23 protein-coding genes are annotated in these 23,766 nt (G+C 66.9%); 10 read left to right on the top strand and 13 right to left on the bottom strand.

What is annotated here, in order from left to right:
• The first annotated feature begins 99 nt into the window (after window positions 1-99).
• Window positions 100-519 carry a VOC family protein gene (locus ACF3NP_RS05885; protein ID WP_311389533.1) on the top strand — a complete coding sequence of 140 codons (420 nt, stop codon included), beginning with the start codon at window positions 100-102 and terminating at the stop codon, window positions 517-519.
• A gap of 43 nt (window positions 520-562) precedes the next feature.
• Here the strand turns inward: ACF3NP_RS05885 and ACF3NP_RS05880 are convergent, their stop codons facing one another.
• A complete protein-coding gene (locus ACF3NP_RS05880) occupies window positions 563-1,636 on the bottom strand; it encodes an FUSC family protein (RefSeq protein ID WP_392399100.1) in 1,074 nt (357 codons plus the stop codon).
• Between the two features lie 142 nt (window positions 1,637-1,778).
• Here ACF3NP_RS05880 and ACF3NP_RS05875 point away from each other — a divergent pair, with 142 nt between their 5' ends.
• From ACF3NP_RS05875 to ACF3NP_RS05855, 5 genes are read left to right on the top strand one after another with little or no spacing between them, the layout of a single operon-like run.
• Window positions 1,779-2,618, top strand: coding sequence for a CPBP family intramembrane glutamic endopeptidase (locus tag ACF3NP_RS05875; protein ID WP_311389531.1), 840 nt, complete (start codon window positions 1,779-1,781; stop codon window positions 2,616-2,618).
• An 11-nt stretch (window positions 2,619-2,629) separates the two neighbouring features.
• Window positions 2,630-3,787 (top strand): chromate efflux transporter, encoded by a 1,158-nt coding sequence (gene chrA, locus ACF3NP_RS05870; protein WP_392399099.1) that lies wholly within the window; start codon window positions 2,630-2,632, stop codon window positions 3,785-3,787.
• 17 nt (window positions 3,788-3,804) lie between these two features.
• A complete protein-coding gene (locus tag ACF3NP_RS05865; RefSeq protein WP_392399133.1) occupies window positions 3,805-4,227 on the top strand; it encodes a GNAT family N-acetyltransferase in 423 nt (140 codons plus the stop codon).
• A 9-nt stretch (window positions 4,228-4,236) separates the two neighbouring features.
• A complete protein-coding gene (locus tag ACF3NP_RS05860; RefSeq protein WP_392399098.1) occupies window positions 4,237-4,875 on the top strand; it encodes a Fic family protein in 639 nt (212 codons plus the stop codon).
• Window positions 4,876-4,891: 16 nt separating this feature from the next.
• Window positions 4,892-5,992 carry a Dyp-type peroxidase gene (locus ACF3NP_RS05855; protein WP_392399097.1) on the top strand — a complete coding sequence of 367 codons (1,101 nt, stop codon included), beginning with the start codon at window positions 4,892-4,894 and terminating at the stop codon, window positions 5,990-5,992.
• Here ACF3NP_RS05855 and ACF3NP_RS05850 read toward each other — a convergent pair.
• The gene (locus tag ACF3NP_RS05850; protein WP_392399096.1) at window positions 5,975-7,006 is read right to left on the bottom strand and encodes a sensor histidine kinase; all 1,032 of its coding nucleotides are present in this window, start codon (window positions 7,004-7,006) and stop codon (window positions 5,975-5,977) included. The genes ACF3NP_RS05855 and ACF3NP_RS05850 overlap by 18 nt on opposite strands.
• Window positions 7,003-7,677, bottom strand: coding sequence for a response regulator transcription factor (locus ACF3NP_RS05845; protein ID WP_449257610.1), 675 nt, complete (start codon window positions 7,675-7,677; stop codon window positions 7,003-7,005). The genes ACF3NP_RS05850 and ACF3NP_RS05845 overlap by 4 nt, the downstream gene beginning before the upstream one ends.
• Before the next feature lie 89 nt (window positions 7,678-7,766).
• On the opposite strand from ACF3NP_RS05845, the gene ACF3NP_RS05840 reads away from it, so the two are divergent.
• Window positions 7,767-8,606, top strand: a complete 840-nt coding sequence (locus tag ACF3NP_RS05840) for a DUF418 domain-containing protein (protein ID WP_392399095.1) — start codon at window positions 7,767-7,769, stop codon at window positions 8,604-8,606.
• Window positions 8,587-9,426: a trypsin-like serine protease gene (locus ACF3NP_RS05835; protein ID WP_392399094.1), complete on the top strand. Its 840-nt coding sequence runs from the start codon at window positions 8,587-8,589 to the stop codon at window positions 9,424-9,426. Before ACF3NP_RS05840 ends, ACF3NP_RS05835 begins: the two co-directional genes overlap by 20 nt.
• On the opposite strand, the gene ACF3NP_RS05830 is transcribed toward ACF3NP_RS05835, so the two are convergent.
• The 6 genes from ACF3NP_RS05830 to ACF3NP_RS05805 all read right to left on the bottom strand — a co-directional run bounded on the left by ACF3NP_RS05830 (window position 9,423) and on the right by ACF3NP_RS05805 (window position 16,496).
• Complete coding sequence (locus tag ACF3NP_RS05830; protein ID WP_181888136.1) at window positions 9,423-10,526, bottom strand: hypothetical protein; 1,104 nt, start codon at window positions 10,524-10,526, stop codon at window positions 9,423-9,425. The two genes, ACF3NP_RS05835 and ACF3NP_RS05830, sit on opposite strands and share 4 nt — an antisense overlap.
• Window positions 10,527-10,573: 47 nt before the next feature.
• The gene (locus tag ACF3NP_RS05825; protein ID WP_392399093.1) at window positions 10,574-12,559 is read right to left on the bottom strand and encodes a bifunctional metallophosphatase/5'-nucleotidase; all 1,986 of its coding nucleotides are present in this window, start codon (window positions 12,557-12,559) and stop codon (window positions 10,574-10,576) included.
• 72 nt (window positions 12,560-12,631) lie between these two features.
• Window positions 12,632-13,174 (bottom strand): DUF488 domain-containing protein, encoded by a 543-nt coding sequence (locus ACF3NP_RS05820; RefSeq protein ID WP_239306031.1) that lies wholly within the window; start codon window positions 13,172-13,174, stop codon window positions 12,632-12,634.
• A 25-nt stretch (window positions 13,175-13,199) separates the two neighbouring features.
• Window positions 13,200-14,732, bottom strand: a complete 1,533-nt coding sequence (locus tag ACF3NP_RS05815) for an HNH endonuclease signature motif containing protein (RefSeq protein WP_392399092.1) — start codon at window positions 14,730-14,732, stop codon at window positions 13,200-13,202.
• Window positions 14,733-14,839: 107 nt separating this feature from the next.
• Window positions 14,840-15,961 (bottom strand): hypothetical protein, encoded by a 1,122-nt coding sequence (locus ACF3NP_RS05810; protein WP_392399091.1) that lies wholly within the window; start codon window positions 15,959-15,961, stop codon window positions 14,840-14,842.
• Between the two features lie 37 nt (window positions 15,962-15,998).
• Entirely contained in the window at window positions 15,999-16,496 is a 498-nt protein-coding gene (locus ACF3NP_RS05805) for a DUF1707 SHOCT-like domain-containing protein (protein WP_392399090.1), read from the bottom strand.
• Window positions 16,497-16,544: 48 nt separating this feature from the next.
• Here ACF3NP_RS05805 and ACF3NP_RS05800 point away from each other — a divergent pair, with 48 nt between their 5' ends.
• Window positions 16,545-17,318, top strand: coding sequence for a MerR family transcriptional regulator (locus ACF3NP_RS05800; RefSeq protein ID WP_392399089.1), 774 nt, complete (start codon window positions 16,545-16,547; stop codon window positions 17,316-17,318).
• A gap of 20 nt (window positions 17,319-17,338) precedes the next feature.
• Here the strand turns inward: ACF3NP_RS05800 and ACF3NP_RS05795 are convergent, their stop codons facing one another.
• The 4 genes from ACF3NP_RS05795 to ku all read right to left on the bottom strand — a co-directional run bounded on the left by ACF3NP_RS05795 (window position 17,339) and on the right by ku (window position 21,432).
• Entirely contained in the window at window positions 17,339-18,091 is a 753-nt protein-coding gene (locus ACF3NP_RS05795; RefSeq protein WP_181888141.1) for an ABC transporter ATP-binding protein, read from the bottom strand.
• Window positions 18,092-18,095: 4 nt separating this feature from the next.
• Window positions 18,096-19,181: a FecCD family ABC transporter permease gene (locus ACF3NP_RS05790; protein ID WP_392399088.1), complete on the bottom strand. Its 1,086-nt coding sequence runs from the start codon at window positions 19,179-19,181 to the stop codon at window positions 18,096-18,098.
• Between the two features lie 3 nt (window positions 19,182-19,184).
• A complete protein-coding gene (locus ACF3NP_RS05785) occupies window positions 19,185-20,435 on the bottom strand; it encodes an ABC transporter substrate-binding protein (RefSeq protein WP_392399087.1) in 1,251 nt (416 codons plus the stop codon).
• Between the two features lie 115 nt (window positions 20,436-20,550).
• Entirely contained in the window at window positions 20,551-21,432 is an 882-nt protein-coding gene (ku, locus tag ACF3NP_RS05780) for a non-homologous end joining protein Ku (RefSeq protein WP_392399086.1), read from the bottom strand.
• 35 nt (window positions 21,433-21,467) lie between these two features.
• Here ku and ACF3NP_RS05775 point away from each other — a divergent pair, with 35 nt between their 5' ends.
• Window positions 21,468-23,762 (top strand): ATP-dependent DNA ligase, encoded by a 2,295-nt coding sequence (locus tag ACF3NP_RS05775; protein WP_392399085.1) that lies wholly within the window; start codon window positions 21,468-21,470, stop codon window positions 23,760-23,762.
• The last annotated feature ends 4 nt before the right edge of the window (window positions 23,763-23,766 follow it).

The following is a 23,766-nucleotide window of genomic DNA, read 5'->3' as shown; positions in this document are numbered from 1 at the left end:
AGTAGTCTTCAGGTCGTTCATTGCGCGCACTTTCTAGCGGAACCTCGCAGCTTGCGCAGGAGCTCCTCGCCTCCCACGCGTCCGCTTACACTGACACGCATGAAGACATCGCTTTACGTTTCCTTCCCCGGCAACGCCCGCGAGGCACTCGAGTTCTACCACGAGGTGTTCGGCGGCGAGCTCGACATCATCACCTACGGCGAGCAGCTCGACCGCGGCGCGCAGTTCCCGTTCGACCCGCCGCGCGACGCCGTCGCCCACGGCACCCTGACCGGACCGTTCACGCTCGGCGGCGGCGACGACCTGCAGAACAACTCCAGCACGCTGGAGCGCGGCGATTTCGGCTTCACCGCCGAGGTGGAGTCGGCAGACGAGGGCGAGCAGCTCATCGCGAAGCTCACCCGCGGCGGCGGCAAGGTCACCATGCCGTTCGCAAAGGCGCCGTGGGGAGCGCACTTTGGCGTCGTGGAGGACAAGTTCGGACTCGCCTGGAACATCTCAACTGGCGACGGGAGGTAGGGCCGCGGGGGCGGGGCGGAGTTTGCGTCGCAAAGCAAGTGCGTTAGCGACGCGGCAGCACGACCTCGGGGTACTTGCGCACGTAGCCGACCGCGATGACGACGAGTGCCGCGAACGCGCCGATCGCGGTCTCCGCGGTGCGGGCGAGCAGCATCGGCCAGACGGGGGAGGGCTCGACTGTCTGCACCATCAGCAGGGCGGTCGGGGTGATGAAGCTGGCTGCGATGGTGTAGTTGCGGGTCACGTACATCTCGGTGAGGTACTGCAGAATCACAATCCACACGACGATCTGCCAGCCCTGCATCGGGTGGGACAGAAGGAAGCCTGCCACCGCGATGCCGGTGAGAGTGCCCAGGACGCGCTCGATGGCGCGGTAGTACTGCATCTTGAACCGCGAGTTCACCAGCGGCGCGACGGCGGCGACCATGGCCCAGTAGGAGTGGGTCAGCGGGTCGAAAATAGTCACGGAGATCAGCCCCAGCACACCCGCGAGTAGCGGGGAGAAAAAGAAGCGGCTGGCTTCGACCCGGAGGCGCCGCCACGGCATCCGGCCCGCCTCGGGGGACCGGGAGGGACGCTCCGGTTCCTTCGCGTCGCCGCCTGGCCCCTCGCCGATGAGGTGGGAGATTTGGCCGAGCGCCAGGCACAATAGTGCGGCGGCGCCCGCGATGGCGAAGGCGAGTACTGGGTGGACGGGGTTGTTCAGCGAGCCGACCGCAGCCACCGAGAAAATCACAAACACCGACCCGGTCGGCTTCATGTCCGCGGCCAGCGCGATGGTCGCCCACACCGCCGACACCAGTGAGGTCACCAGCATCAACGCCCACGGGCTAAGATCCAGCCACGCCATGGTGGCGCCCACGGTCACCGACGTTGTCAGGGCGATGCCCGCAAGGACGTGGTGCTTCAGCCGCACTTGGCGGGTCATGTGCCTGCCGTACACGCCGGTGAACGCGCCGAAGTTCGCGTAGATAGCCAGATCCATGCAGCCCAGCGCGAGCAGGGTGAACATGGGGATCGCAACGCCGAGCGCGGTGCGGAAGGCGGGGATGTGGTCGCGCCGGGCAGGGCCCATCTCAAACAGCGGGCTGAAGTGGTGCAACCGGGAACCTCCCATACGCGATACGTGCTCGATTGTGGTTTTCCGCGGGCAGAGTCTAGCGCGGGCCCGGCGCCGGGGCTGATCGGCCCGTGCACATATCAACAGTCAGGCATATGATGGCCCGGTTGTTGTAACCTCGAGAAGGAGTTTCCTCACAGTGTCACACGCGGGGGAGTACGCGTTCGCGTCAAGAAACCAACCCAACTACGCCTGGTGGAGGCCGCTCGCCGAAATCGTCGCGGTCGCCGTGCTCACCGTCGCGTTCGTCGCGGTGATTGGTGTTTCCCTTGAAGCCGCGGGGGTGGATACGTCGAGCGGCGCGGCGGACAAGTACTTCGGGTACGGCTCCGTGGTCGTGGAGATCCTGGCGGTGCTCGTCGCAGTCCGGTTCATCGGGCGCAGGCCGGTTGCGTCGGTGTTCACAGGGCGAACTGGAACGAAACCTTGGGTGCCGTTCGCCGCGTACGCGTTGGCGTTTGTGGTCATCGCCGCTGTCATGGGCGCGGTCGGCGTGGTCGGTTACGGCGCGTCCTGGGACCAAGTTATTGGAGATATCCGGAGCGATCTTCCGTTGGAGCTCGTCGTTATTGTGCTCGCGGCGCTCGCGGAGGAAATGGCGTTTCGCGGCGTGTTCTTCCAGGCGTTTACGGCGTGGACCAGGCACCCGGCCGTGGGCGCGGTGCTCGCCGCGATCCCGTTCGTGGCGATGCACCCGCAGGCGTACGGCTCACCGGTCGCCTTCGCCCATTATTTCCTTGACGCGCTGCTCTATGCGCTTTTGGTGTGGGCGTTCAACAGCCTCTGGGTCGCGGTTGCGGTGCACGCGGCGTGGAACACCTTCGGCTCGGTCCAAGCCCTGGGAATCCCGAACTCGGCTGCGAGCATGGTGGCGGCATTCGCGGCTGCTGCGGCGGCTTCCGCCGTGGTGCTCGCAGTGCTACCCCGCGCCGCGTCGAGTCACGCACGGACTCCTGCTCAGCGTGGCGACGTCCGCTAGCATCACATCTTGTGCTTGAGGTATTACACATATTCACCCGCCTCGGCCTGACATCCTTCGGCGGGCCGACGGCGCATTTGGGGTACTTCCGGGACGAGTTCGTTGATAAGCGAAGGTGGCTCAGCGACGACGAATACGCCGACCTCGTCGCCCTGTGCCAGTTCATGCCGGGCCCCGCATCGAGCCAGGTCGGCATGGCAATCGGCCTCAAGCGCGCGGGCTACGGTGGCATGCTCGCGGCGTTTTTGGGCTTCACGCTGCCGAGCGTCATCCTCATGGTCGCGTTCGCGCTCGGGGTGGCGCGCCTCGGCGACATCTCGGACGCCGGCTGGCTCGCGGGACTGAAGGCGGCGGCGGTCGCGGTCGTCGCGCAGGCGGTGATGGGGATGGCCAAAAGCATCGTCACGGACCGGTTGCGCGCGGCCGTCGCGCTCGCCGCCTTCCTCATCGTCCTGCTCGTCTCACACCCGGCGGCCCAGGTCGGCGCGATCGTTGCGGGCATGCTCGTGGCCAGCTTCGCACTTTCGCCTATCGACGCCCCTCCGGCCCCCAACCGCACCTCCACCGCCAGCCGCACCGTTGGGCTTGTCAGCTTAGGAGTGTTCGCGGCGCTGCTCGCGCTGCTGCCGCTGGCCTGGCGCATGGGCACGAGCTGGGGGATGTTCGACAGCTTCTACCGCTCGGGTGCCCTGGTCTTCGGCGGCGGGCACGTGGTGCTGCCGCTGTTGGAGCAGGCCACGGTGCCCACCGGCCTGGTGGACCACGACACCTTCCTCGCCGGCTACGGCGCCGCCCAGGCGGTGCCCGGCCCGCTGTTCACCTTCGCGTCCTTTCTCGGCGCCTCGGCCGAGGGCGTGCACTGGCTGTGGGGCGCAACCCTGGCCACGGTGGCGATCTTCCTGCCGGCGGCGCTGTTGGTCGTCGGGATCATGCCGTTTTGGGACCGGCTGCGCGCCAACCCGCGCGCGGCCAACGCCCTGGCCGGCGCGAACGCGGCCGTGGTGGGCATCCTCGCCGCGGCGCTGTACACCCCGGTGTTCACCTCCGGCATCCATGGGCCGGCGACGATGGCTGTGGCGGCCGCGGCGTTCGTGACGCTGAAAAACTTCAAGGCCCCGGCCTGGGCGGTGGTCATCGGCGCCGCGGCGGTTGGGTGGGCGGTGTTGTGACTGCGCCCGTGATTCGGATGGCGACGGTGGGGGAGGCGGAGCTCGTCGCAAAGCTATTGCACGACTTCAACTCCGAGTTCGACACCCCGGTGCCCGACAACTTAGAACGCAGGTTCGCGCAGCTCATCGCCCGCGACGACGTGATCGTGGTGCTGGCGGGCGAGGTCGGGTTCGCGTATTTAACGCTGCGGCCGAGCCCGTACTACGACGGCCCGGTGGCGATGCTGGAGGAGCTCTACGTCGCCCCGGCGCACCGCGGCCGCGGGCTGGGCACGCAGATGATGGCGCGGGTGCTGTCTGAGCTCGCGGCGCGCGGGGCGGGCGAGATGCAGATCAACGTCGACGAGGTGGACGCGGGCGCGCGGCGGTTCTACGAGCGGCACTGCTTCACCAACATCGAGGCCGGATCGCGGATGCTGCTGTATATCCGGGAGCTGTAGCGTAAAGGCATGCACGCGATCGATCTGCTCGACGTCATCTACACCGCCGGTGTCGTCTTCGACGGGCTGTCCACCAGCCGTCCTGCCACCGACCGCTACCTTCGCTCGGGCGATACGGACGGGGTGCGTGGCCGCGGTGATCTGGCGTTGCTGCAGGACCTGGAGGCGGCTGCGGAGTTCGTCATCGCCACCGCCGGCGAGCCAATCACCGCGGCATATCTCGGGCGTATCAACGCACAGCTCACCCGCAGCGCCGCGCTCAACCCCGGCAAGCTGCGCCGAGCGGAACAGGGCATCGGCGTGCACACCGCCCACGGCCGGCACGAACCCGCGGCGGTCACGGCTGAAGAGCTTGACGCGCTCATTCAACAGCAGCTCAAGCTTGACGACGCCCTCCGGTCCGCCGCACATCTCTTCGTTGAAGTCGCTCGAGCCCAGCCTTTCGAAGACGGCAACAAGCGCACCGCGATCTTCGCCGCGAACAGTTACTTAATCGGCCAAGGGACAGGTGCGCTGATGGCGGTGCCGCACGACGACGCGGACCCGTCGGTGAGCCGCGAGTTTCACGATCTGCTCGCTCGGGCCTACGTCTTCGGCGAGACCGGACCGGTAGTGGACGCCCTGGTCCGGCACAACTCGGGCCAATAGGGAATACTTAACCCCCATGACGAGTAGAAACCAGGCAGAAGTTACCCAAACCGTGATCCTCCCGCAGTCGCGGGACGCGCTGTTTCTCACCCTCGGCTTCAAGGAAGGCGGCGAGGCGGCGGCGCTGGAGGTGCTGTCCAGCCTGTCCAGCCTGACCAACGGGGTGGGCTTCCGCTATCCCAAGGCGCACCTGACCGCGGTGGCCGGCATCGGTGCGAAGATGTGGGACCGCCTCTTCGCGCTGGACAAGCCGGAGCACCTGCACGAGTTTGTGGAGCTTCAGGGTGCGAAGCACCACGCGCCGTCCACCCCGGGCGATCTGTTCTTCCACATCCGCTCCGACGAGTTCGACGTCGCCTTCGAGCTGGGCCGCCGCATCAACGCGATCGTGGAGGACCACATCGACTACCACGACGAGGTCCACGCCTTCCAGTACCAGGACTTCCGCGACCCGCTCGGCTTCGTCGACGGCACCGAAAGCCCCCGCGGCCAGGAAGGCGTCGAGGTGGCGATCATCCGCGACGGCATCTGGAAGGGCGGCAGCTACATCGTCGAGCAGAAGTACGTGCACAACCTGAAGGACTGGAACGACCTGCCGGTGGAGGAGCAAGAACAGGTCATCGGCCGCACGAAGCACTCCGACATCGAACTGGACGAGAAGGCGCCGAACAGCCACGTCGCCGTCAACCAGGTCGAAGACGAGGACGGCAACGGCCTCGAGATCGTGCGCAACAACCTCTCCTTCGGCGACGCGCTGGGCAAGCAAGGCACCTTCTTCATGAGCTACGCCCGCGACCCCCGCGTCACCGAAGTGATGCTGCGGCGGATGTTCATCGGCGAGCCGGAGGGAAACTACGACCGCATCCTGGACTTCTCCGAGGCGCTGACCGGCTGCAACTTCTTCGCCCCGCCGCGCGTGTTCCTGGACCACTGCGCCGACTACGCGCACCCGCACCTGCGCGGTGAGGGCGGCCAGGAGCCGAACCAGCCGGCGATCAACCTGCCGCAGGGCAAGACGGTCTTCCCGGACCGCGCGGACGTGCCCACCTCCCACAACGCCGAGGACATCGAGGCGGCGAAGGCCCGCTTCGAGGGCGCGCTACGCAGGGAGCAGTAGCTTTACGACGAGCCCGCCCCCGGCCCGCGCCGCCAACTCAACCGAGCCGCCGTGGGCCTTCGCAATCGCCTTGACCAGGGCAAGACCCAGCCCGTGGCCGGAACCTGAGGTGCGGCGGGCGCGGGCAAACGGCTCGGTCCAGGTGGCGACCTCCGCCGGGTCGAGCTGATCGCCGCCGGATTCGACGGTGATCTCGGCGCAGGCCCCGGCGCGCCGGAGCGTGATCGACCCGCCGGTGCCGTGGATCGCGGCGTTGCGCGCGAGGTTGTCCACGGCCTGGCGGATCAGGGTGGGGGAGGCCTCGACCGTCAACGGCTCGGCGGTAACGGCCATGCCGTGGGCGGCGCCGACCTCGCGGCACACGGCGGCCAGGTCGACGGGTGCGCGGTCGCGGACCTGCACGTTGGCCAGCTGCAGCAGCGAGGAGACGGTCGCGGCGTTGCGGGCGTTGACCTCGCGGATCCGGCCCAGCGCGGGGCGCAGGTCGGCGTCGTCGCCGGAAAGCGCAACGTCGGCGACGGTCTGGATCGTCGCGATCGGGGTCTTCAGCTCGTGGGAGGCGTTGGCGGCGAAGCGGCGCTGGCGCTCGACGGCGTCGGCGAGCTCGTCCAACATGGCGTTGAGCGCCTCGGCCAGCTCGCCGACCTCGTCGCGGGGGCCGTCGTAGTCGATGCGGGCTTTCAAGTCGCCGCGGGTGACGGTGCGGGCGTCGTCGGCGATCGAGCGCAGTGGGGTGATCACCAGCCCCGCCACGAACCAGCCCACCACGCCCGCAAGCGCGGTGAGCAGCGCGAGCGCCCCGAGGGAGGCGAGGAGGATGCGGCGCAGGATCTCGTCGGTGACCGGCACGGCGCCGTCGATGACCACGCCGTCGTCGGCACCCGGAAACGACGCCATCACCGGCACCGGGGTCAGCTTCAAGTACGCGTACACCAGTCCGATCAGCGCCAGGCCGACGCCGAGAACGGTGGCCACGAACATCACCGTGATCCGCGCCCGCAGGCTCAGCCTCATCGCTCGGCCTCCGCCACGTAATAGCCGGCGCCGGTGACGGTGTGCACGATGCGCGGCTCGCCGAGCTTCTTGCGCAGGTGCGACACCGTCACGCGCGGGGAGTTGGTGAACGGGTCGGCGTTTTCGTCCCAGGCCTCCGCCAGCAGGTCCTCGGCGGAGATCACCCCGCCGCCGGCCTCCATGAGCACCCTGAGCACCGCGAACTCCTTCGGGCTCAGGCTCACCGGTTCCTCGCCGCGGGTCACCTCGCGGCGGAAGGTGTCCAGGCGCACGTCCCCGCAGCGGTACACCTCGCCGCGCGACGGCGCGTTGCGCTTCGCCAGGGCTTTCACCCGCGCCACCAGCTCCGGCAGCTCGAACGGCTTGGCCAAGTAGTCGTCGGCGCCGAGGTCGAAGCCCTCCAGCCGGTCGTCCAGCGTCCCGGACGCGGTCAGCATGATCACCCGCGTGGCGGGCTCGGACTCCACGATGCGCCTGCACACCACGTCGCCGTGCACCCCGGGCAGGTCCCGGTCCAAAACGACGACGTCGGGCGGCAGCTCGTCGATTAGCTTCAGCGCCTCAAACCCGTCGTAGGCGACGCGTGTGTGCATCCCGGCGCGCGACAGGCCGGTGGCGATGGCGTCGGCGAGGAAGGCCTCGTCGTCCACGATAAGCACCCGAATTGTCATGGTTGCGATCGTATGCGCCGCGATGTTGCGCGCGCGTAAACATCCGGGTTAACGCGGGCGCAACACGCGGGTTCGTAGCTTCAAGCGGCATGCAGACCAGAATCGTTGGAATCGACGCGGCCCGGGCGGTGGCGCTCATCGCGATGATCGTCGCGCACCTCACCGCGCCGGGCGGCATCGCAGCGCAGCTGTTGTTCGGCTTCCCCGCGGGGCTCTTCGCGTTCCTCGCCGGGGTGTCCATGGGGCTGATGCGCGCCCGGCCGGCGCAGTTCGTGGTGCGCGGGGCGTGCCTGATTGCGCTGCACTTCGCGCTGGTGCCGTTCTCCGGAACCATCGAGGTGGTCCTGGGCACGATCGGGGTCTGCATGATCGTCCTCGCGTGGGCGCCGAAGCTGGATTCGGCGTGGCTTGCCTGGCTCGCCTTCGCCGGCACGTTGGGCTCCGCGGCGCTGGCCCCGTCCAGCTCGCCGTACCCGCCGCTGATGTGGGCAGTGCTCATGGTCGCCGGGATCCTGTTCGCGCGCCGCATGCCGCTGCGCGCCGGGGCGGTCGTCGGGTGCGTGCTGTTCGCGGCCGATGTTGCGCTGCGGTGGTGGGTGCCGTTGCCCCCGCTTCTCGACGCCACCGGCCACGCCGGCGGGCTTGCCGATGTGGTGGGGACCGCCGGGGCGTCGATAGGCATCTGTTCCCTGTGCTGCCTGGCGCAGCGATGGCTGTGGTGGCTCGCGCCGCTGGGGCGGATGACGCTGACCCTGTATTGCCTGCACGTGCTGAGCGCGCAGTGGGTCGGGGTGTGGGCGAGCGTGATCGGCGCCGCCGTGATCGCGTACGGCTGGCTCACCGTGTTTAAGCGCGGGCCGCTGGAAAGTACTGTTCGCCGCCTTACGGCGGTGGTTGGAAAGGAAAATAATGAAAAAGTTGGCGTTTAGTGTTGCAGTTGGTGTTGCTTTGGCGGCGCAGCCCGCGGGGGCGATGGAATCGGAGCGGTTCGCCGGCGACGCGGCGGAGGCCGAGCCGGTGGTCTCGGTGCGCGTGGACGACTCCGACCCCGACGACGGCGTGTGCACCGGCACCGCCATCGACCCGCACTGGGTGATCACCGCCCGCCACTGCGTCGAGGCGGCCGCCAAGCCCGGCGGCTCGGTGCGCACCGGCCAGGGCGAAAACCAGAAGGTGTTCCAGGTGGACCGTCACGAGGTCGCGCCCCGCGGCGACATCGCGCTGCTGCACACCACCGAAGACCTGGGGCTTTCCACCTACGCGACGATTGCGGACACGGTGCCGTCCGGCGAGGTGAACATCTACGGCTGGTCCTCCGACGGCTCCGGCGGGTCGACCAAGCTGCCCGCCGCGGAGGCGACGGTGCGCGGAGAATCGCCGCTCGCGCTTTTCGACGCTCCGTCCGCCCTCGACGTCGCTCTAAAGCACGGGGCGCGGATCCAGCCTGGCGACTCCGGCGGCGCCATCTTCTCTGAAGGCAAGGTTGCCGGAGTGATGTCGGCCGGGCTGTTCGAAGACCCGGAAAACCCCACCGAGGAGGAGATGACCTCGAACGCCGCGGTGGCGGTGGCGCCGGTGGCGGAGCAGGCCGAGTGGATCCGCGGTGTGGTCGCGGGTTCTTCTGGGGCTGCCTCAGGGAGCGAGTCCTCGGAGCCCGCCGCCTCCCTGCGCTATGTGGTGCTCGGCCTCGGCGCGCTCGCGCTGGTGGCGGCCGGGTTCGTCATGGCGACGCGCCGCAAGGCTCGTTAGAGAATCTCCGCGCTCTTGTATTGGCTCACGCGCAGCGCACCTGTCGGCATGGAGGTGTCGGTGGGGAAGTGCACGTGCTCCGGGGCGACGGTGAGCCGGACGCGCTCGCCTTGGAGCTGCTCCCACTCGAGGCCGTCGAGGCGCTCGTTACCGCGCGCGCTGATCTCGCGCCGGCCCAGGGAGACGTACTCGGCATCGCGCGAGTACACCGAGCCGGCGTGGTGGTGGTCGGTGAACTCGCGGGGCGCATCCAGCTGGAGCAGGAGGTACTCGCTGGCGGGGTCTTCACCGTTCGGCATGCTGTCGATGAGCTCGGCGCCCGTCTTCGCCACCACGGTGCCTTCGACGACAACATCAGGCTCATCGACGGGCGCCGGACCGCGCACCTCCGGCATGGAAACCGTCAGCTCGCCGGCATCGAGGGCGGCGCGGTCCTGTGTCGGCTGCCAATCAATGGCCAAGTGGCCCGGGTGGGGATACTGCACGTTCATCTCCTCCGGCTCGGTCGGGGAGGAAAGGGTGGCGCCGTCCACGTCGTGCCAGACCGTGGAGCCGTCACCGGTGCCGCTGACCCAGTGTGCCTGGAACAGACCCCGGCCCAGCTGGGACGCCTCGACGCCGGCGCGGCTGCCGCCCGCGCCGGCAGCACCGTAGATGAGGGAATTGCTGGAGGTTTCCAGAGAGCCGCCGTCGGTGGAAAACACGAGCACGCGGGCGAAATGGTTCGAGTGCTCGTCGGAGCTCATGGAGCTCAGCAGCAACTCGGGCGCGCCGCCGCCGTTGGCCTCTACGAGCGCATAGAAGTACTCGCCGTCGGGCACGTGGTCGACCTCGTCGCGGCCCGGGCTGGGCACGTTGAAGTTGTAGGAAGCCGGGTCGTCGAGGACCTTGGCGTACTCCGCGGGCCAATCGGCGGCGCCGTCGTTTTCTGCGGTGTCGCCCTCCGGGGCCGACGGTGCCCCGATCTCGGTGGTCACCACCTCTCCCGAGTCGGGATCAACCCACTCGGTTGCGGTGACGACGACCGTCTCGCCAGCTGTGGAACAGGAAGCCAGGAAGAGGGCGCAAGCGAGTGGGGCCAGGGCGCGGGAAACCTTCATGCAGCTAACGATAAGCCAGTCGCCGCGCACCCGCGCCGGCAGGCTCGCTAACGCTTCGCGATCGGCCCCAGCACCCCATCCACCGCAAACGGGAACAGCAGGGCCACCAGGTTCGCGAGCCCGAAGGCGCCGGCGATGGCCACCGGGATGATCCAGCCGAGGTTGTCGGCGCTCGAGCCGTTGCCGACAGCGGGCTTGTTCGGCTCGGGCTTGTTCGGGGCGGGCTTGCTCGGCTCGGCCTGCCCCGCGGCGGGCGCGACCTCGACGGGCACGGTCACCTCGGTGCCGGCGTCAGTGGTGATGCGCAGTTCCTGGGCGCCAGACATCCCCGCCGGGACGGTCAGCTTCACGGTGGCGGTGCCGTACTCGTTGGCGGTCTGGTCGCCGTTGTTGGGGGAGATGGAGGCGGAACCGGAGGCGTCGCCAAGCGTTGCGGTGGCGGTGGTGGCGGCCTCGCCCTTGTCGAAGAGCAGGGAGCTGAGCTCGATGGTTGCCTCCTTGCCCGCGGTGAGCGGGGCGGGGAGGTGGACGCCCACGTTGGACTGGCCGGTGCGCTGCTTCTGGCCGGAGCTGAGCGCCTCCACCAGCGCGTTGAGGTCCACGTAGCCCAAGTTCGCGGGCTCGGAACCCTTGGTGAAGGCCTTGAAGTTGTCGCCGCCGGCGAGCAGGAAGGTCGAGCCGGCCACCACGTAGGTCTTCTCCGGGTCGATCGGGGCGCCGTCGACGGTGACCGAGGTGACCTTGGAGCCGACCGGCGCGGCCGGGTCGTAGGTGTAGGAGACGTTGTCGGAAATGCCCAGCGGGAACATGGGACGGTCCGGGTCGTCGCGCCACTGCTCCTCCAGCGCCTGTACCACGTCGGAGCCCTTCAGCTCGACGTAGGTGTTCTCGCCGCCGAACGGCTGGACGGAAAACGCCTGCTCGTAGGTGACGTCGCCGGCTTCGATCTCGGCGCGGACGCCGCCCGCGTTCATCACGCCGATGTCGGCGGTGACCGACGAGTTCTTGGTCACGCCCTGGCGGGTCGCTTCCGCGATGTAGTTGTTGAGCTGGGACTCCTTGTCGCCCGCCCTGTACAGGTCCTCGTCCGCGTGCCCGATGACCTTCTTGCCTTCGGTGCCGGCCTTGTCCAGGGCGTCCTTGATCACCGCGTCGATTTCGGGCTGCGGGGTGTCGCAGGCGCGGATCGTGTCGGCGTCGAGAAGCTCGGCGTTTCTCACGGTCAGCTTCTTGGTGGCGCGGTCGAAGCTCAGGTCCACGTTGGCAAGGTTGGCGCCGTAGGAGCCGGCCTGGATCAAAAGCGGCTTCTCGCCGGTGGGCTCGATCGACTGGTGCGAGTGGCCGAGGAACGCCACGTCGACGGCGTCCGAGAACTCGTCGGCCTTGATGCCGCCCTCGTGCACGAGTGCGATGACCACGTCGGCCTCGCCGCTATCTTTTAGCTGCTCGGCGAGTTTGTTCGTGGTTGCGACCGGGTCGTTCCAGGCGATGCCCTCGATGGACTTCGGGTTGACCAGGTTCGGCATGTCGTCGGTGATGGTGCCCACGAAGGCGACCTTCGCGCCGTCGAGGTCCTTGACCACGTAGTCCTTCGTGTTCTTCACGGTCTTGGCGTTGGCGGCGAGGTAGTCGAAGTCCGCGGCCTTGGTGACGCGGTTTGAGAAGTCCTCGGCGCCCTCGTCGAGCTCGTGGTTGCCCAGTGCGGAGACTTGGAGGTTCATCCGGTTGAGGATCTCCAGGGTGGGGGCGTCGTTGAGCAGCTTCGATGCGAAGGGGGAGGCGCCGATGTTGTCGCCGGCGGAGGTGAAGACGTGGGTCTTGCCCGCGGCGGCCTCGTCTACGGCGCACTTGAGGTGGGCTGCGCCCGGGACGTACTTCGTTTCCTCCCAGTAGCCGTGGAAGTCAGTGACGTTGGAGATGGTGAACTCGGAGGTCTCGGCCGCCAGCGCCGCCGGGGTGAACGGGGTGAAGGCGGCGGCGAGGGCGGCGGTGGTGGTCGCGGTGATCAGCTGGATGCGGTAACGGGCGGACACGAGGGGCCTTTCTTTCTTAGGTAGGTTGTGTGAGAGCAACCTTAGAAAGGCCGTTTTGCGGTGAGGTTTCTTTCAGGTGAATTCTGGGTAGCGGACAAGGAGGTCGTCGCCGACGACGGCGCCGTCGTTCAAGGTTGCATTGCTTATCGACGCCCCCTCCGCCGTGGTCCCCATAATGTGGCCAACCTCGTCCCCGTGGGCGATGAGGTGGTCGGCGATGATGCGGCGGTGGCAGCGCCACCACACCGCTTCGGAGCACATCACGGCGGTGGGGGTTTCGGCGGCGTGCTGGCGCAGTTCGGCGAGGGCGTCGGCGAACTCGCTTCCGAGGGCATGGTCGGCGTAGTTGTGGAAGCTGCGGTTGCGCCAGTTGCCGTTGAGCTCGAAGGGGACGGTGTGTGAGACGTTGCGGCGGCCGGTGAGGCCCTCGCTGCGACTGTACGCGATGCCGTGCTCGGGTAGTTGCGCGGCGAGGTGGTCGTCGTTGAACCACGGGTACTTGCGGGACCCGGGGAGTTTGCGCACGTCAACGATGGACTTCACCCCGGCTGCGGAAAGCATCGCGGTGAAGTCGTCGAAGTCGAGGTTGGAGTGGCCCACGGTGTAAATGCGCATGTCGACCACGCTACGCCCGACGCAATCACACTCGCATCGGTGTCCAAGTGTCTTTCATCGGTGGGTGGTCGGGCGGGTAGAACGCGGGGTCGCGGCCAGTGTGTTTGGCGCACTCGCATCTGCCTTTAGCGGCATAAATCCTGCTCACCGCCGAATGTTTCGCCGGGACTGATTGGTTAAATTGCAACGGGTCGCTTGGACGCCGCCGGAACCCTGACCTGCCCGTTTGCGGGTCGAAATCCATGTACCCCTTGTTAAAGGAGCCGTCTCTGTGGTCGTTGTTGCACCTGTGGTGCTCGCGACATAGCCCGGTGAGGTTTTCGATGTCGGTGTTTCCGCCTTTGATCCACGCGAGGATGTGGTGGGCCTCGCACTCCGACATGGCTGCGGTGCACCCGAGCCAGGAGCAGACCCCTTGCACCGCAAACATTGCGATGCGCTGGGCCACCGACGCCAGCCGGCTGGTGCGTCCCATCCACAGCGGCACGGAGCTGACCCCGTCGACTTGCAGCAGGAAGTCGGTTGTACCGTCCATGCCCAGGCGAACGAGGTCGAAGCAGTCCACCTCGATGCCGGTGTTGGTGTCGAAGAGCATCGCGGCGTCGCCGTCCGCGAGGTCGTCCAACGTCAGCGCAAGCACGACGGACGCGGCCCCGTCGTTAGCCTTCTGGCACTTCTCCTCGTACTGCTCAAAGATGGCGAAGAACTGATCGAATCGGCGTTGCTCCGGTGTGCGTGAATCCGCCTCGCCCTGCAGTTCCTCCGGCAGGTTCGAATTCGGCGCCAGCCCTTTGTCCATGTGCGCCTTCATTAGCGCCGCGTGGCCGGCGGTGGCGTTGATGTGGATGTCCACCATGCCGTCTGCCTTGCGACGGCCAAAGGTGGCACTCCTCTTTTCAAACCCGGCGTTCGGGTTGGAGTGGGGCGCGTGCTTCCGGTTCGCCGCGTTTACCGCCTTGCGCACGAACAGGCGCAGGTCCTCGGGGCTGCGGTGCAGTGCTTCCTCCATAGCCTCAGAATGAATGCGGGTTCGCTCGCAGGACGCGGCCTTGAGCAGTTTGTCCAGCTCGCGGCGGATAATGTCCTGCTTTTCCGCGCTGACCTTCGACGAGTTCTCGCGTGCTTTCTTCTGGCGGGCGCGTTCCTCCTCGGCGGCAGCCTCCGCGGCGGCCTGGGCTTCGGCCTCGGCATCCTCCCCGGTCATGTCGAACAGGTCTTCCACGTCCTCGGGCGGGGGAGGGGTGGGCTCCGGTGGCGCGCCGTACAGTAGCCGGCCGCGCTCGAGGCGGTTGTAGGCCTCGCCCTTGGATAGGTCCAGGCACTGCTGCAGGTAGGCGTTCGGGTAGTTGGCTCCGACGACACGTCCGGCATCGTCCCGGTCGGCGATGAAGGCGAATGCTGCGTCGATAGTTGCCTTCTTTTTAAACTGCTCCTCCAAGCGCTCCATGTCGTGCCGGACGTCCTCAAATGCGAGGGCGGAGGGGTCCTCGAACAGTGCGCTAAGTGTGCGCAGCGCTGAAGAAATCTCGTTGACGCACCGGGTGATCTCGCTGGTCATGGCCCCTCCTTCCTGCCGGGAGTGCGGTTGTTTGAAAGTGATGAACTCAATCTAACAACGCGCCCGACACGGCCATTCGAAATTAGAACATCTGTTCGAAAGGGGGATTAATTTAGCACTTCAATATCACTTGGAGAGAGGCCGAGCTGACTGCCAAAGGGGAGGCTTGCATCGGACGAGTAACCGAAGTCGCCCGCAGGAACATGCAGCCGCACCCGTTTTCCCACGTACTGGTCCCAGCCGTTGGTGTGATCTGAGGTTCCGAAATCCCAGTGCTGCACGGACCCGAGGCGGGCGAACGGACTTTCCTGTGCCACCTGGCTTCCGGCCTTGTTCGCCGTGACGCTCACGGGGGAATCGAAGACCAGCACGTAGTATACGTTGTCCGGGTCTTCATCATTCGGCGTGGGACGTCCTTGTCGCGCCTGTTCGGTCGACCACGCTTCCACGTTTCCGGTGAAAACTGCGTCACCATTTGCGGCAACAACCGCCGGTCCCTCCTCCGCAGCAGCGACGCTTCCGCTCGCACTCTCGCCGGAGGGTGGAAGCACCGTGAGGTTGCCGTCGTGAAGCGGCTGCGGGTTGCTCACCGGAATCCAATCGATGAGCTGGTGGTCCGGGAGGTGCCCTTCGCTGGGGAAGGTCTCTTGAGCGCCCCCGCTTAACGACGTGCCGTTCAACGCGAACAGCTCAGAAACGGATTCCTTGCCCAGCGACGAACCGCTGATCTGATACACGCCCCTGCCACCCGCGGACGCCCACACCGCCAACCGGCCGCCACCATTGCCGGGTGCGCCCATCACGAGCACGTCCGTGGACGCGCGGGCCTTGCCGTCCTCGCCGATGGTGAACACGATCACCGGCGTGGTGTCGCTGCCGCCGACCGCGAGTAGGAGTTCGGGCGTGCCGCCACCAGTGGCCTCAACCAGCGCGTACTCGTAGGTGCCGTCCGGGGTGTACTGCGCCGCGGAATTCACTGCATAGTCGCCAGGGTGGGAGAGGACCCATTCGTACTCGCTTTGCCAATCTGTGCCAAGCGAGGGCCCCTCGGACCCCGCATCCCTCTCAGGCGCGGCGGGATCCTCCGTGTCAGTGGCCTCGCCGGTTTCCGGGTCCACCCACTGCGTGGACGTGACCACCACGGTCTCGGGCTCGCCACCCCCGGCGCAACCCGAAACCACCCCAACAGAACCAGCTACAACAAGCGCGAACGCACGACGAAAACGCATGTACCCACTCTAACCGGCGGGCGCAGGAAACTCTCGGCTATTTCCCAAGCTCCTTGCGGCGTTCGGCGGCGAGTTTCAGCCGCTCGGCGCGATCAGCACGCTCCTTCTCCAGCAGTTCCTCGAGGACCTCGTCTTCCTCGTCGGAGATGTCGAAGACGGCGTACCAAGCGACCACCAGAATGCCCACCACCGGCCACACCACCCAGGCGTAGTCGAGATCGAGCCCGATCTGCAGCACGAAAAATACCGCCAAACCGCCGATGAGGGTGGTGTATGTCGCGGTGTCCAGCTTCCGCTTCGCGGCGAGCTTTTCCTCCAGTTCAACCTCGGACGGCTCGCGCTTCTCCAATGCGGCGGGCTCGGCCGGGAGGTCGTCGAAAAGCATCGAAAGCTCCCCGCGCGTGCGCGCAACCGCCGCCTGACCTGTGCGTTCCTCAAACTCTCCTACATCGAGGTAGCCGTCCGCGAACAGGGTGCCCAGCCGGTCCAGCGCGTCCGAACGCTCGGCATCGCCCACGCGGATTTCGTCCATCATCGCTCCCAACTTGCGCTTGCCCCTGCGGCAAGCTGTTCAATCGCAACCATGACAGATGGTAACGAGTACACAATCGGCGAGGCCGCAGAAGCCCTCGGCATTTCCACCAAGGCACTGCGCCACTGGGAGGCGCTCGGCCTCATCGCACCCGCGCGCACGTGGGCCGACCACCGCGTTTACAGCGAGGCGGACCTCGAGCGCGGCGCGGCCATCGCCCTCTACCGCGGCGTTGGCGTGCCGCTTGCGCAGATCGCGCAGCTTCTCGACGCCTCCGGGGCCACCCTCACCCGCGCTCTCAAACACCACCAGGAAGCACTCGCTTCTCGACGGCGCACGCTCGACGCCCAGCTCGCATCTGTCCAGCACCTCATTGACAACGCAACGAAAGGAACCATCAACATGGACGCAATGAAGAAGTACCTCGGCGAGGATATGCCCGCCTACCAGGAAGAAGCCGAGCAGCGCTGGGGTGATACCCCGGAGTGGGCGCAGTCCCAGGAGAAGCTCGCGCAGATGGGTGAAGGCGACTTCAAGCGCCTCAAGGATGAACAGGACGCGCTCGCCGCGGACCTGGTCAAAGCCCGTGACGCCGGCGTGGAACCCGGCTCCGAAGAAGCCGAAGCCTTGGTGGAGCGCCACCGCGCCAGCATCGCCCAGTGGTACGACGTCACCCCGGCGCGCCAACTCATCCTCGCGCGCATGTACGTTGGCGACCCCCGCTTCCACGAGGCGTACAACGGCGCGCAGGATTACCTGCTCGAGCTGGTCACCGCCCACGCGGCGGCTGAAGGTGTGGACGTGGACAACCCGCAGTGGGGCTAGCCACACCCCACTTGTCCTCCCTACACGGGGCAGACCACGGGCACACCGGCGTCGTCTAGGACGCGGGCGCGGAAGCCGTACACGTCTTCGAGCAGGTCGGGAGTGAGCACCGCATGGGGTGTGTCTTGGCCGACGAGGCGGCCGGCCTTGAGCACGAGTAGCTCGTCGCAGTAGCGGGCGGCGAGGTTGAGGTCGTGGATGGCCACCAGCGCCACCCGGTCGGTCCCGCGGACCTCGTCGCAGATGAGCTGGAGCAGTTCGACTTGGTGGCGTAGGTCGAGGGCGGACGTGGGTTCGTCGAGAAGCATGACGCTCGGCTCGCGCACCAGCATCTGCGCAACAGCGACGAGCTGGCGCTGACCACCCGACATGTCCGAGACCAGCCGGTCGGACAGATGCGTGATACCCAAACGGTGCATGACATCGGCGGTGCGCTCCAGCGGATCCCACCCGTCGACGCCGCGGCGGCGGGCGGAGACCATGACCGATTCGAACGCGGTCAGCGTGGCGCTGCTCAACAGGTCCTGCGGCACATAGCCGATCGCCTCCACGCGGTCCCTGCCGGTGAGCTCCGTGCCGCCCTTGCTGATGGTCACCGACCCCGCCGTCGGCTTTTTAATCCCGGCGATGGCTTTGACCAGCGTCGACTTGCCGGCGGCATTGGGGCCGATCAGGCCGACGACCGTCCCGCCCTCGAGCGGGCCGAACGACAACGAGTGCACGATGGTGGACCGTCCGTAGGAAACGGAGAGGTTCTGCGCGCTAACAGTCATGGTTTTAGGCCCCCTTCCGGCGGGCACGGGTGAAGATGAGGAACACGAAAAACGGCACGCCGACCAGCGAGGTGATGATGCCGATCGGGATGGCCAGGCCGGGGATGATAGACAGCGACACGGCGTACGCCAGGCTCAGCAGCATCGCGCCCGCGGCGGCCGCGGCGGGGAGGAAAAACTTCTGGTCCTCGCCCACGAGCATGCGCGCCACGTGGGGTCCGACGAGCCCGATGAACCCGATGATGCCGGTAAACGCCACAGACGCGGCCGCCAAAAACGATGCGACGAGCAGGGTGGCAAGGCGCAGGCGTTTGACGTCGATGCCGAGGGCGGCGGCGCGGTCGTCGCCAAGCCGCAGCGCGGTCAGGCGCCACGCGTTGGCCACGCAGAACGGGATCGCCGCAGCGAGGACAACAGCGAGGATGATGTTCGCTGTCCAATTTGCGCGCTGCATCGACCCCATAGTCCAGAAGACGATCTGCTGTAGCGCCTCGACGTTGGCGCCGTACTGCAGCAGCGACAGCAAGGCCTGGAAGAAGAAGGACAGTGCGATGCCGAGCAGGATCATCGACTCGGCCGTGGCACCGCGCCACACTGAAGCGCCCGCCACAATCGCCACGGCGATCAGCGCCGCCAGCGCGGCGGTGGCGGCGAGGTTGAACTGCGGGTTGGCCACCAGCGACCAGCCCATCACGATGGACAGCGCGGCGCCGAACGCCGCTGCGGCCGAGATACCGAGGGTGAACGGCTCCGCCAGCGGGTTGTCCAAAATCGTCTGCATCTGGCCGCCCGCAAGCCCCAGCGCGGCACCGCACAGCACCGCCATCACCGCGGCCGGCAGGCGCAGCGTGCGAATCACCACCAGGGTCTGCTCGTCCACCCGCTCCGGGTGGAACACCGCGTTAAATACGTCGGTCGCGGCGATGTCGATCGGGCCGACCACAACGGCGAACAGGAAACTCACCACTACCGCGACCAGCAGGCCGGCAATGGCGAAGGACTTCTTCCGCCCGCGCTTGAGGTAGCTGTCAATCGCGGTCTGGCGGGCGTCCTCGGCCAAATCGGGTTTCGCGGGCACGTGCGTGGTCATGCTCTACATGGCCTCCGGGTGCGCCGGGTCGGCGAAGAACACGCCGCTGTACTCGAACGGCAGCCACTCCTTGTGGAAGTCCTTGAAGTCCTGCGCCGGGTCCAGGTCCGCGAACTCCTCCGGGTGCAGCCACTTCGCAAACGCCTCGAGGGCGAACACGTTGAAGGGGTTGTCGTAGAACTGGTGGTAGATGGCGAAGTAGTTGCCTTCCTTTGGGGCGTCGAGAAGCTCCATGCCCGGTTGCTGCAGCGGGCCTTCGCACGTTTCGAGCACGAGGTCGGGGTTGGACTGGTAGCCCAGCTCAACGTGGCGGAAGGTGTCCGCCTTGTTCGGGTCGCGCGCCCACTCGCCGCCGGTGACGATGAGCTTGTCCGGATTCAGCTCAACCAGCTTCTCCGGGGTGAGTGTCTTCGTCTCCGGGCCGAGCACCTCGGGGCCCAAGTTGTGCCCGCCAGCGGCGGTGATCAGCGTGCCCAGGTGCACATCTCCGGCGACGGCGCAGCAATCGCTGAACCCGGCGGCCGTCCACAGCAACACATCCGGCTTATCAGTGATCTTCGCCGCCCGGTCAGTGATCTCCTTGACCTTGGCCTGGTAGAACTCGTTGTACTTCTGCGCACGCTCGCTCTGGCCGAGCAGGTCGCCCAGCAGCTGCATGGACACCGTGGTGTTTTCCAGCGGCTTTTGACGGAAATCGATGAACGCGTAGGTGATGCCGGCCGCGTCCAAATCGGAGATGAAGCCGCTTTCTTCCACGGACTTCTTCTGGTCCAGCGTCATGATCACCACGTCCGGCTTCTGCGCCAGCAGGTTCTCCACGGTGACGTCGCCCTCCTGGATCATGCCGATCTCCGGCATGTCCTTCGCTTCTGGCTGCATCTCGAAGAGTTTCTCGCGGAATGCCCCGGCCGCCTTTTCCAAGTCCTGGCCGTAGGCGACGACGTTGTCCAGCGGATTGTCCTGCAGCAGGGCAGTGGCGTACGCCGCGCGGCCCTCCGCCAGCACGATGCGCTCCGGCAGTTCGTCGAACTGGAGCGTGCGGCCGGCGGCATCGGTGACGGTGACCGCGCCCTCGGCGGATCGGGTCTGAGTTCTGGCAGCGGTGCCGCCCGCCTCTGTGCTGACTTCGGCGCTGACCTCAGTGCCGGTTTCGTTGCCGGCAGTGGGGGCCGTCTCGCCGCTCGAGCAGGCGACCAGTCCGCAGACGGTGGCAAGTGAGACGGCGAGGGTGCCGATCCGGTGTGAACGTTTCACTACGTTTCCCTTCGTTAGGTGACGTTAGCCTAAGCTAAATTGCAGGAACTATAGCGACACTAAGGTAAGCCTAAGCTGAGTGTCAACTGTCACGGGGGGAGGCGGGGGCTCGGACTTAAGCGCTCTTGCCCTTCTTTGCGGATTTCTTCCCGGACCCAGATTTCTTCCCAGACTTCCCGCCGCCGGAGGACCGCTTGTCCAGCGACGCCTTCAGCGCGGACATCAGGTCCACCACGTTGTCGTCGTCCTCGGAACCGGAACCGTCCTCCGAACCATCCGCACCGAACGTTGCCTCGGTGTCCAGGGTCTCGCCCTCTTCGAATTTCGCGTCGATGAGTTTGCGCAGCTCCGCCTGGTAGTCGTCCTCGAACTCTTCGGGCGTGAAGTCGGAGGCGTAGGACTCCACCAGCTGCTTGGACAGCTTCAGCTCCTTCTCGCCGATCTTCGCCCGGGATTTCGTGCCCTTGAACTCGTCGTCGAAGTCGAGCTCGCGTACCTCGTCGGCCCACATCAGCCCCTGCAGCACGATGACCTTGTTCACCACCCGCAGCACGCCCAACCTGGTCTTTTGCCGCAGGGCGAAGCGCACCACGGCGATCAGATCCGAATCCTGAAGCGTCTGCCGCAGCAGCAGGTACGACTTCGGGGTTTTGCCCTCGGGCGCCAGGTAGTAGGACTTCTCCAGCATCAGCGGGTCGATCTGGTCCGCGGGGACGAACTGCACGACCTCGATTTCGTCGTTGTCGGCTTCGGGCAGGGAGTCGAAGTCTTCGTCGGTGAGCACGACGGTGTCGCCGTCTTCCTCAAAGGCTTTGTCGATGTGCTTGTACTCCACCTTTTCGCCGCAGACCTCGCAGCGCCGCTCGTAGCGGATGCGCCCGCCGTCTTTGTCGTGGACTTGGTGGAATGACAAGTCGTGGTCCTCGGTCGCCCCGTACGCTTTGACGGGGACGTTGACGAGGCCGAATGTGACAGAACCTGTCCATACTGCGCGCATGCGCCTCACTCTACGCACGCCTCTACAGTGGGGCCATGGCGAACGACCAGAAGGTCCGCGTCGGCGGCCGCGAGCTCACCGTGAGCAACCTGGACAAGGTGCTCTACCCGGCCACCGGCACGACCAAAGCCGATGTCATGCGCTATTACCAGGTGGTCGCCGACGTACTCGTTCCGCAGGTCAGGCGGCGTCCGGTGACCAGGAAGAGGTGGCCCGAAGGCGTCGATAAGCAAAGCTTCTTTCGCAAAGACCTCGAGGATTCCGCGCCCTCGTGGGTGCCCACCGGCACCATCCAGCACACCACGAGCGTCAACGCGTATCCGCTTATCGACGGCTCCGCCACCCTCGCGTGGCTTTCCCAAGTCGCGGCACTCGAGCTGCACACCCCGCAGTGGCGCTTCGGCGCGGACGGCAAACCGCAAAACCCGGACCGGTTGGTGCTGGATCTCGACCCGGGCCCCGGCGCCGAACTGCGAGACACCGCCGAGGTGGCGCTGATGTGCCACGAGATCCTCGAAGACATGGGGCTGACCTGCGTGCCGGTGACCTCGGGGTCCAAAGGCATCCACCTGTATGCCAGCCTGGACGGCACCAGTGACGCCATTGCTGTGACCAAGGTGGCCAAGACCCTTGCGCAGCACCTGCAGCGCGCGTACCCGGACCGCGTCACCGCCGTCATGGCGAAGGCCGAGCGCAAAGGGCGGGTGTTCATCGACTGGAGCCAGAACAACGGGAAGAAAACCACCGTCAGCCCGTACTCGCTGCGCGGGCGCGAGCGCCCCACCGTGGCGGCGCCGCGCACGTGGGAGGAGATCGCGGACCCGGCGCTGCGGCAGCTGGAGCTCGACGAGGTCATCGCGCGGGTGGAGGACGGGCTCGACCCCATTGCGGCCCTCGGCGCGCCGGGGGAGGACCGGCTGGCCACGTACCGCGCCATGCGCGACAAAACCAAAACCGGCGAACCGGTGCCCGACGCCGCCCCGGCCCCGCGCGACGGCGAGCCGATCTTCGTCATCGGCGAGCACGACGCCTCCCACCTGCACTGGGATTTCCGCCTGGAGCACGACGGGGTGCTCGTCTCCTGGGCGGTGCCGAAGGGGCCACCGCTGGACACCGACGTCAACCGCCTCGCCGTGCAGACCGAGGACCACCCGATCGAATACGCCGAGTTCGAGGGCACCATCCCGAAGGGCCAGTACGGCGCGGGCACAGTGAAAATCTGGGACATCGGCACCTGCGAGATTGAAAAGTGGCGCGACCGCGAAATCATCGCCGTCCTCCGCGGACGCGACGGCGGCGGTTTGGGCGGCATCCCGCGCCGCTTCGCGCTGATCCGCACAGACGAGAAACACTGGCTGCTCAAGCTCACCCGTGACCAGCCCAGCGCCGCGCCCACCACAACGCCGTTCGCGCCGATGCTGCCCACCGCCGCCACCCGCGGTGAGATCACCCTCGAGCAAAAAGACGGCGCCGAGTTCGCCTACGAGATGAAGTGGGACGGTTACCGCATCCTCGCGGATGTCGGCGACGCGGTCCGCCTGCGCAGCCGCAGCGGCAAGGACTACACGCACCTGTTCCCGCACACGGACGAGCTCGCACAATTGCTTGTCGACGGCGGCCGCGTCGACGGCGAACTCCTCGCCCTCGATACCGACGGAAAACCGGACTTCTCAGCCCTGCACCACGCCGACCAACACGGCACTCGCGACAAAGGGGCCAACCTGCGCTACATGGTCTTCGACGTGCTGCGCCTTGCCGGGCGCGACCTCACCGGCGAGCCCTGGAACGTCCGCCGCGAGCTGCTCGAGCAACTCACCGAGACCGAGCACGTGGTCATCCCGCCCGCCTACACCGGCTCTTTCGACACCGCTTGGCGCGCCGCCGAAGAGCTCGGTCTGGAGGGCGTGGTGGCCAAGCGCACCGACGCCGCCTACGCGCCGGGGGAGCGCTCCCGCGCGTGGCTGAAGGTCAAGCGTGCCCTGCACCAGGAGGTGGTGGTCGTCGGCGTGCGTACCGGCAAGCGCGGCATCGCATCCCTGTTGGTTGCGGTGCCTGACGAGGCGGGCGAGCTGCGCTACGCGGGCCGTGTGGGCACCGGGTTTTCCGACGCCCAGCTCGCAGAGATCGGCCGCACGCTGCGCCGCGTGGAGCGCAAAACCCCGCCCATCGACATCCCCGCCTCCGACGCGAAGGACGCCTGGTGGGTGACCCCGAAGTTCGTCGCCGAGGTGCAGCTCGCGGGCGCGACCACGGATAACAAAGTGCGCCAGGCATCCTGGAGGGGCTGGCGCGAGGACAAGGACCCCGGCCAGGTCCGATGGGAAGTGTGAGGAG

The sequence above is a fragment of the Corynebacterium lehmanniae genome, assembly GCF_043161975.1.
Classification (GTDB): Bacteria; Actinomycetota; Actinomycetes; order Mycobacteriales; family Mycobacteriaceae; genus Corynebacterium; species Corynebacterium lehmanniae.
This window is presented reverse-complemented; position numbering and strand designations above follow the sequence as displayed.

What these genes read in the sequence shown, in the direction of transcription:
- ACF3NP_RS05885 (WP_311389533.1), top strand. Translation starts at nt 100, where the DNA reads ATGAAGACATCGCTTTACGTTTCCTTCCCCGGCAACGCCCGCGAGGCA.
- ACF3NP_RS05880 (WP_392399100.1), bottom strand. Translation starts at nt 1,636, where the DNA reads ATGGGAGGTTCCCGGTTGCACCACTTCAGCCCGCTGTTTGAGATGGGC.
- ACF3NP_RS05865 (WP_392399133.1), top strand. Translation starts at nt 3,805, where the DNA reads ATGGCGACGGTGGGGGAGGCGGAGCTCGTCGCAAAGCTATTGCACGAC.
- ACF3NP_RS05860 (WP_392399098.1), top strand. Translation starts at nt 4,237, where the DNA reads ATGCACGCGATCGATCTGCTCGACGTCATCTACACCGCCGGTGTCGTC.
- ACF3NP_RS05855 (WP_392399097.1), top strand. Translation starts at nt 4,892, where the DNA reads ATGACGAGTAGAAACCAGGCAGAAGTTACCCAAACCGTGATCCTCCCG.
- ACF3NP_RS05850 (WP_392399096.1), bottom strand. Translation starts at nt 7,006, where the DNA reads ATGAGGCTGAGCCTGCGGGCGCGGATCACGGTGATGTTCGTGGCCACC.
- ACF3NP_RS05845 (WP_449257610.1), bottom strand. Translation starts at nt 7,677, where the DNA reads ATGACAATTCGGGTGCTTATCGTGGACGACGAGGCCTTCCTCGCCGAC.
- ACF3NP_RS05840 (WP_392399095.1), top strand. Translation starts at nt 7,767, where the DNA reads ATGCAGACCAGAATCGTTGGAATCGACGCGGCCCGGGCGGTGGCGCTC.
- ACF3NP_RS05835 (WP_392399094.1), top strand. Translation starts at nt 8,587, where the DNA reads ATGAAAAAGTTGGCGTTTAGTGTTGCAGTTGGTGTTGCTTTGGCGGCG.
- ACF3NP_RS05830 (WP_181888136.1), bottom strand. Translation starts at nt 10,526, where the DNA reads ATGAAGGTTTCCCGCGCCCTGGCCCCACTCGCTTGCGCCCTCTTCCTG.
- ACF3NP_RS05820 (WP_239306031.1), bottom strand. Translation starts at nt 13,174, where the DNA reads ATGCGCATTTACACCGTGGGCCACTCCAACCTCGACTTCGACGACTTC.
- ACF3NP_RS05815 (WP_392399092.1), bottom strand. Translation starts at nt 14,732, where the DNA reads ATGACCAGCGAGATCACCCGGTGCGTCAACGAGATTTCTTCAGCGCTG.
- ACF3NP_RS05810 (WP_392399091.1), bottom strand. Translation starts at nt 15,961, where the DNA reads ATGCGTTTTCGTCGTGCGTTCGCGCTTGTTGTAGCTGGTTCTGTTGGG.
- ACF3NP_RS05805 (WP_392399090.1), bottom strand. Translation starts at nt 16,496, where the DNA reads ATGATGGACGAAATCCGCGTGGGCGATGCCGAGCGTTCGGACGCGCTG.
- ACF3NP_RS05800 (WP_392399089.1), top strand. Translation starts at nt 16,545, where the DNA reads ATGACAGATGGTAACGAGTACACAATCGGCGAGGCCGCAGAAGCCCTC.
- ACF3NP_RS05795 (WP_181888141.1), bottom strand. Translation starts at nt 18,091, where the DNA reads ATGACTGTTAGCGCGCAGAACCTCTCCGTTTCCTACGGACGGTCCACC.
- ACF3NP_RS05790 (WP_392399088.1), bottom strand. Translation starts at nt 19,181, where the DNA reads ATGACCACGCACGTGCCCGCGAAACCCGATTTGGCCGAGGACGCCCGC.
- ku (WP_392399086.1), bottom strand. Translation starts at nt 21,432, where the DNA reads ATGCGCGCAGTATGGACAGGTTCTGTCACATTCGGCCTCGTCAACGTC.
- ACF3NP_RS05775 (WP_392399085.1), top strand. Translation starts at nt 21,468, where the DNA reads ATGGCGAACGACCAGAAGGTCCGCGTCGGCGGCCGCGAGCTCACCGTG.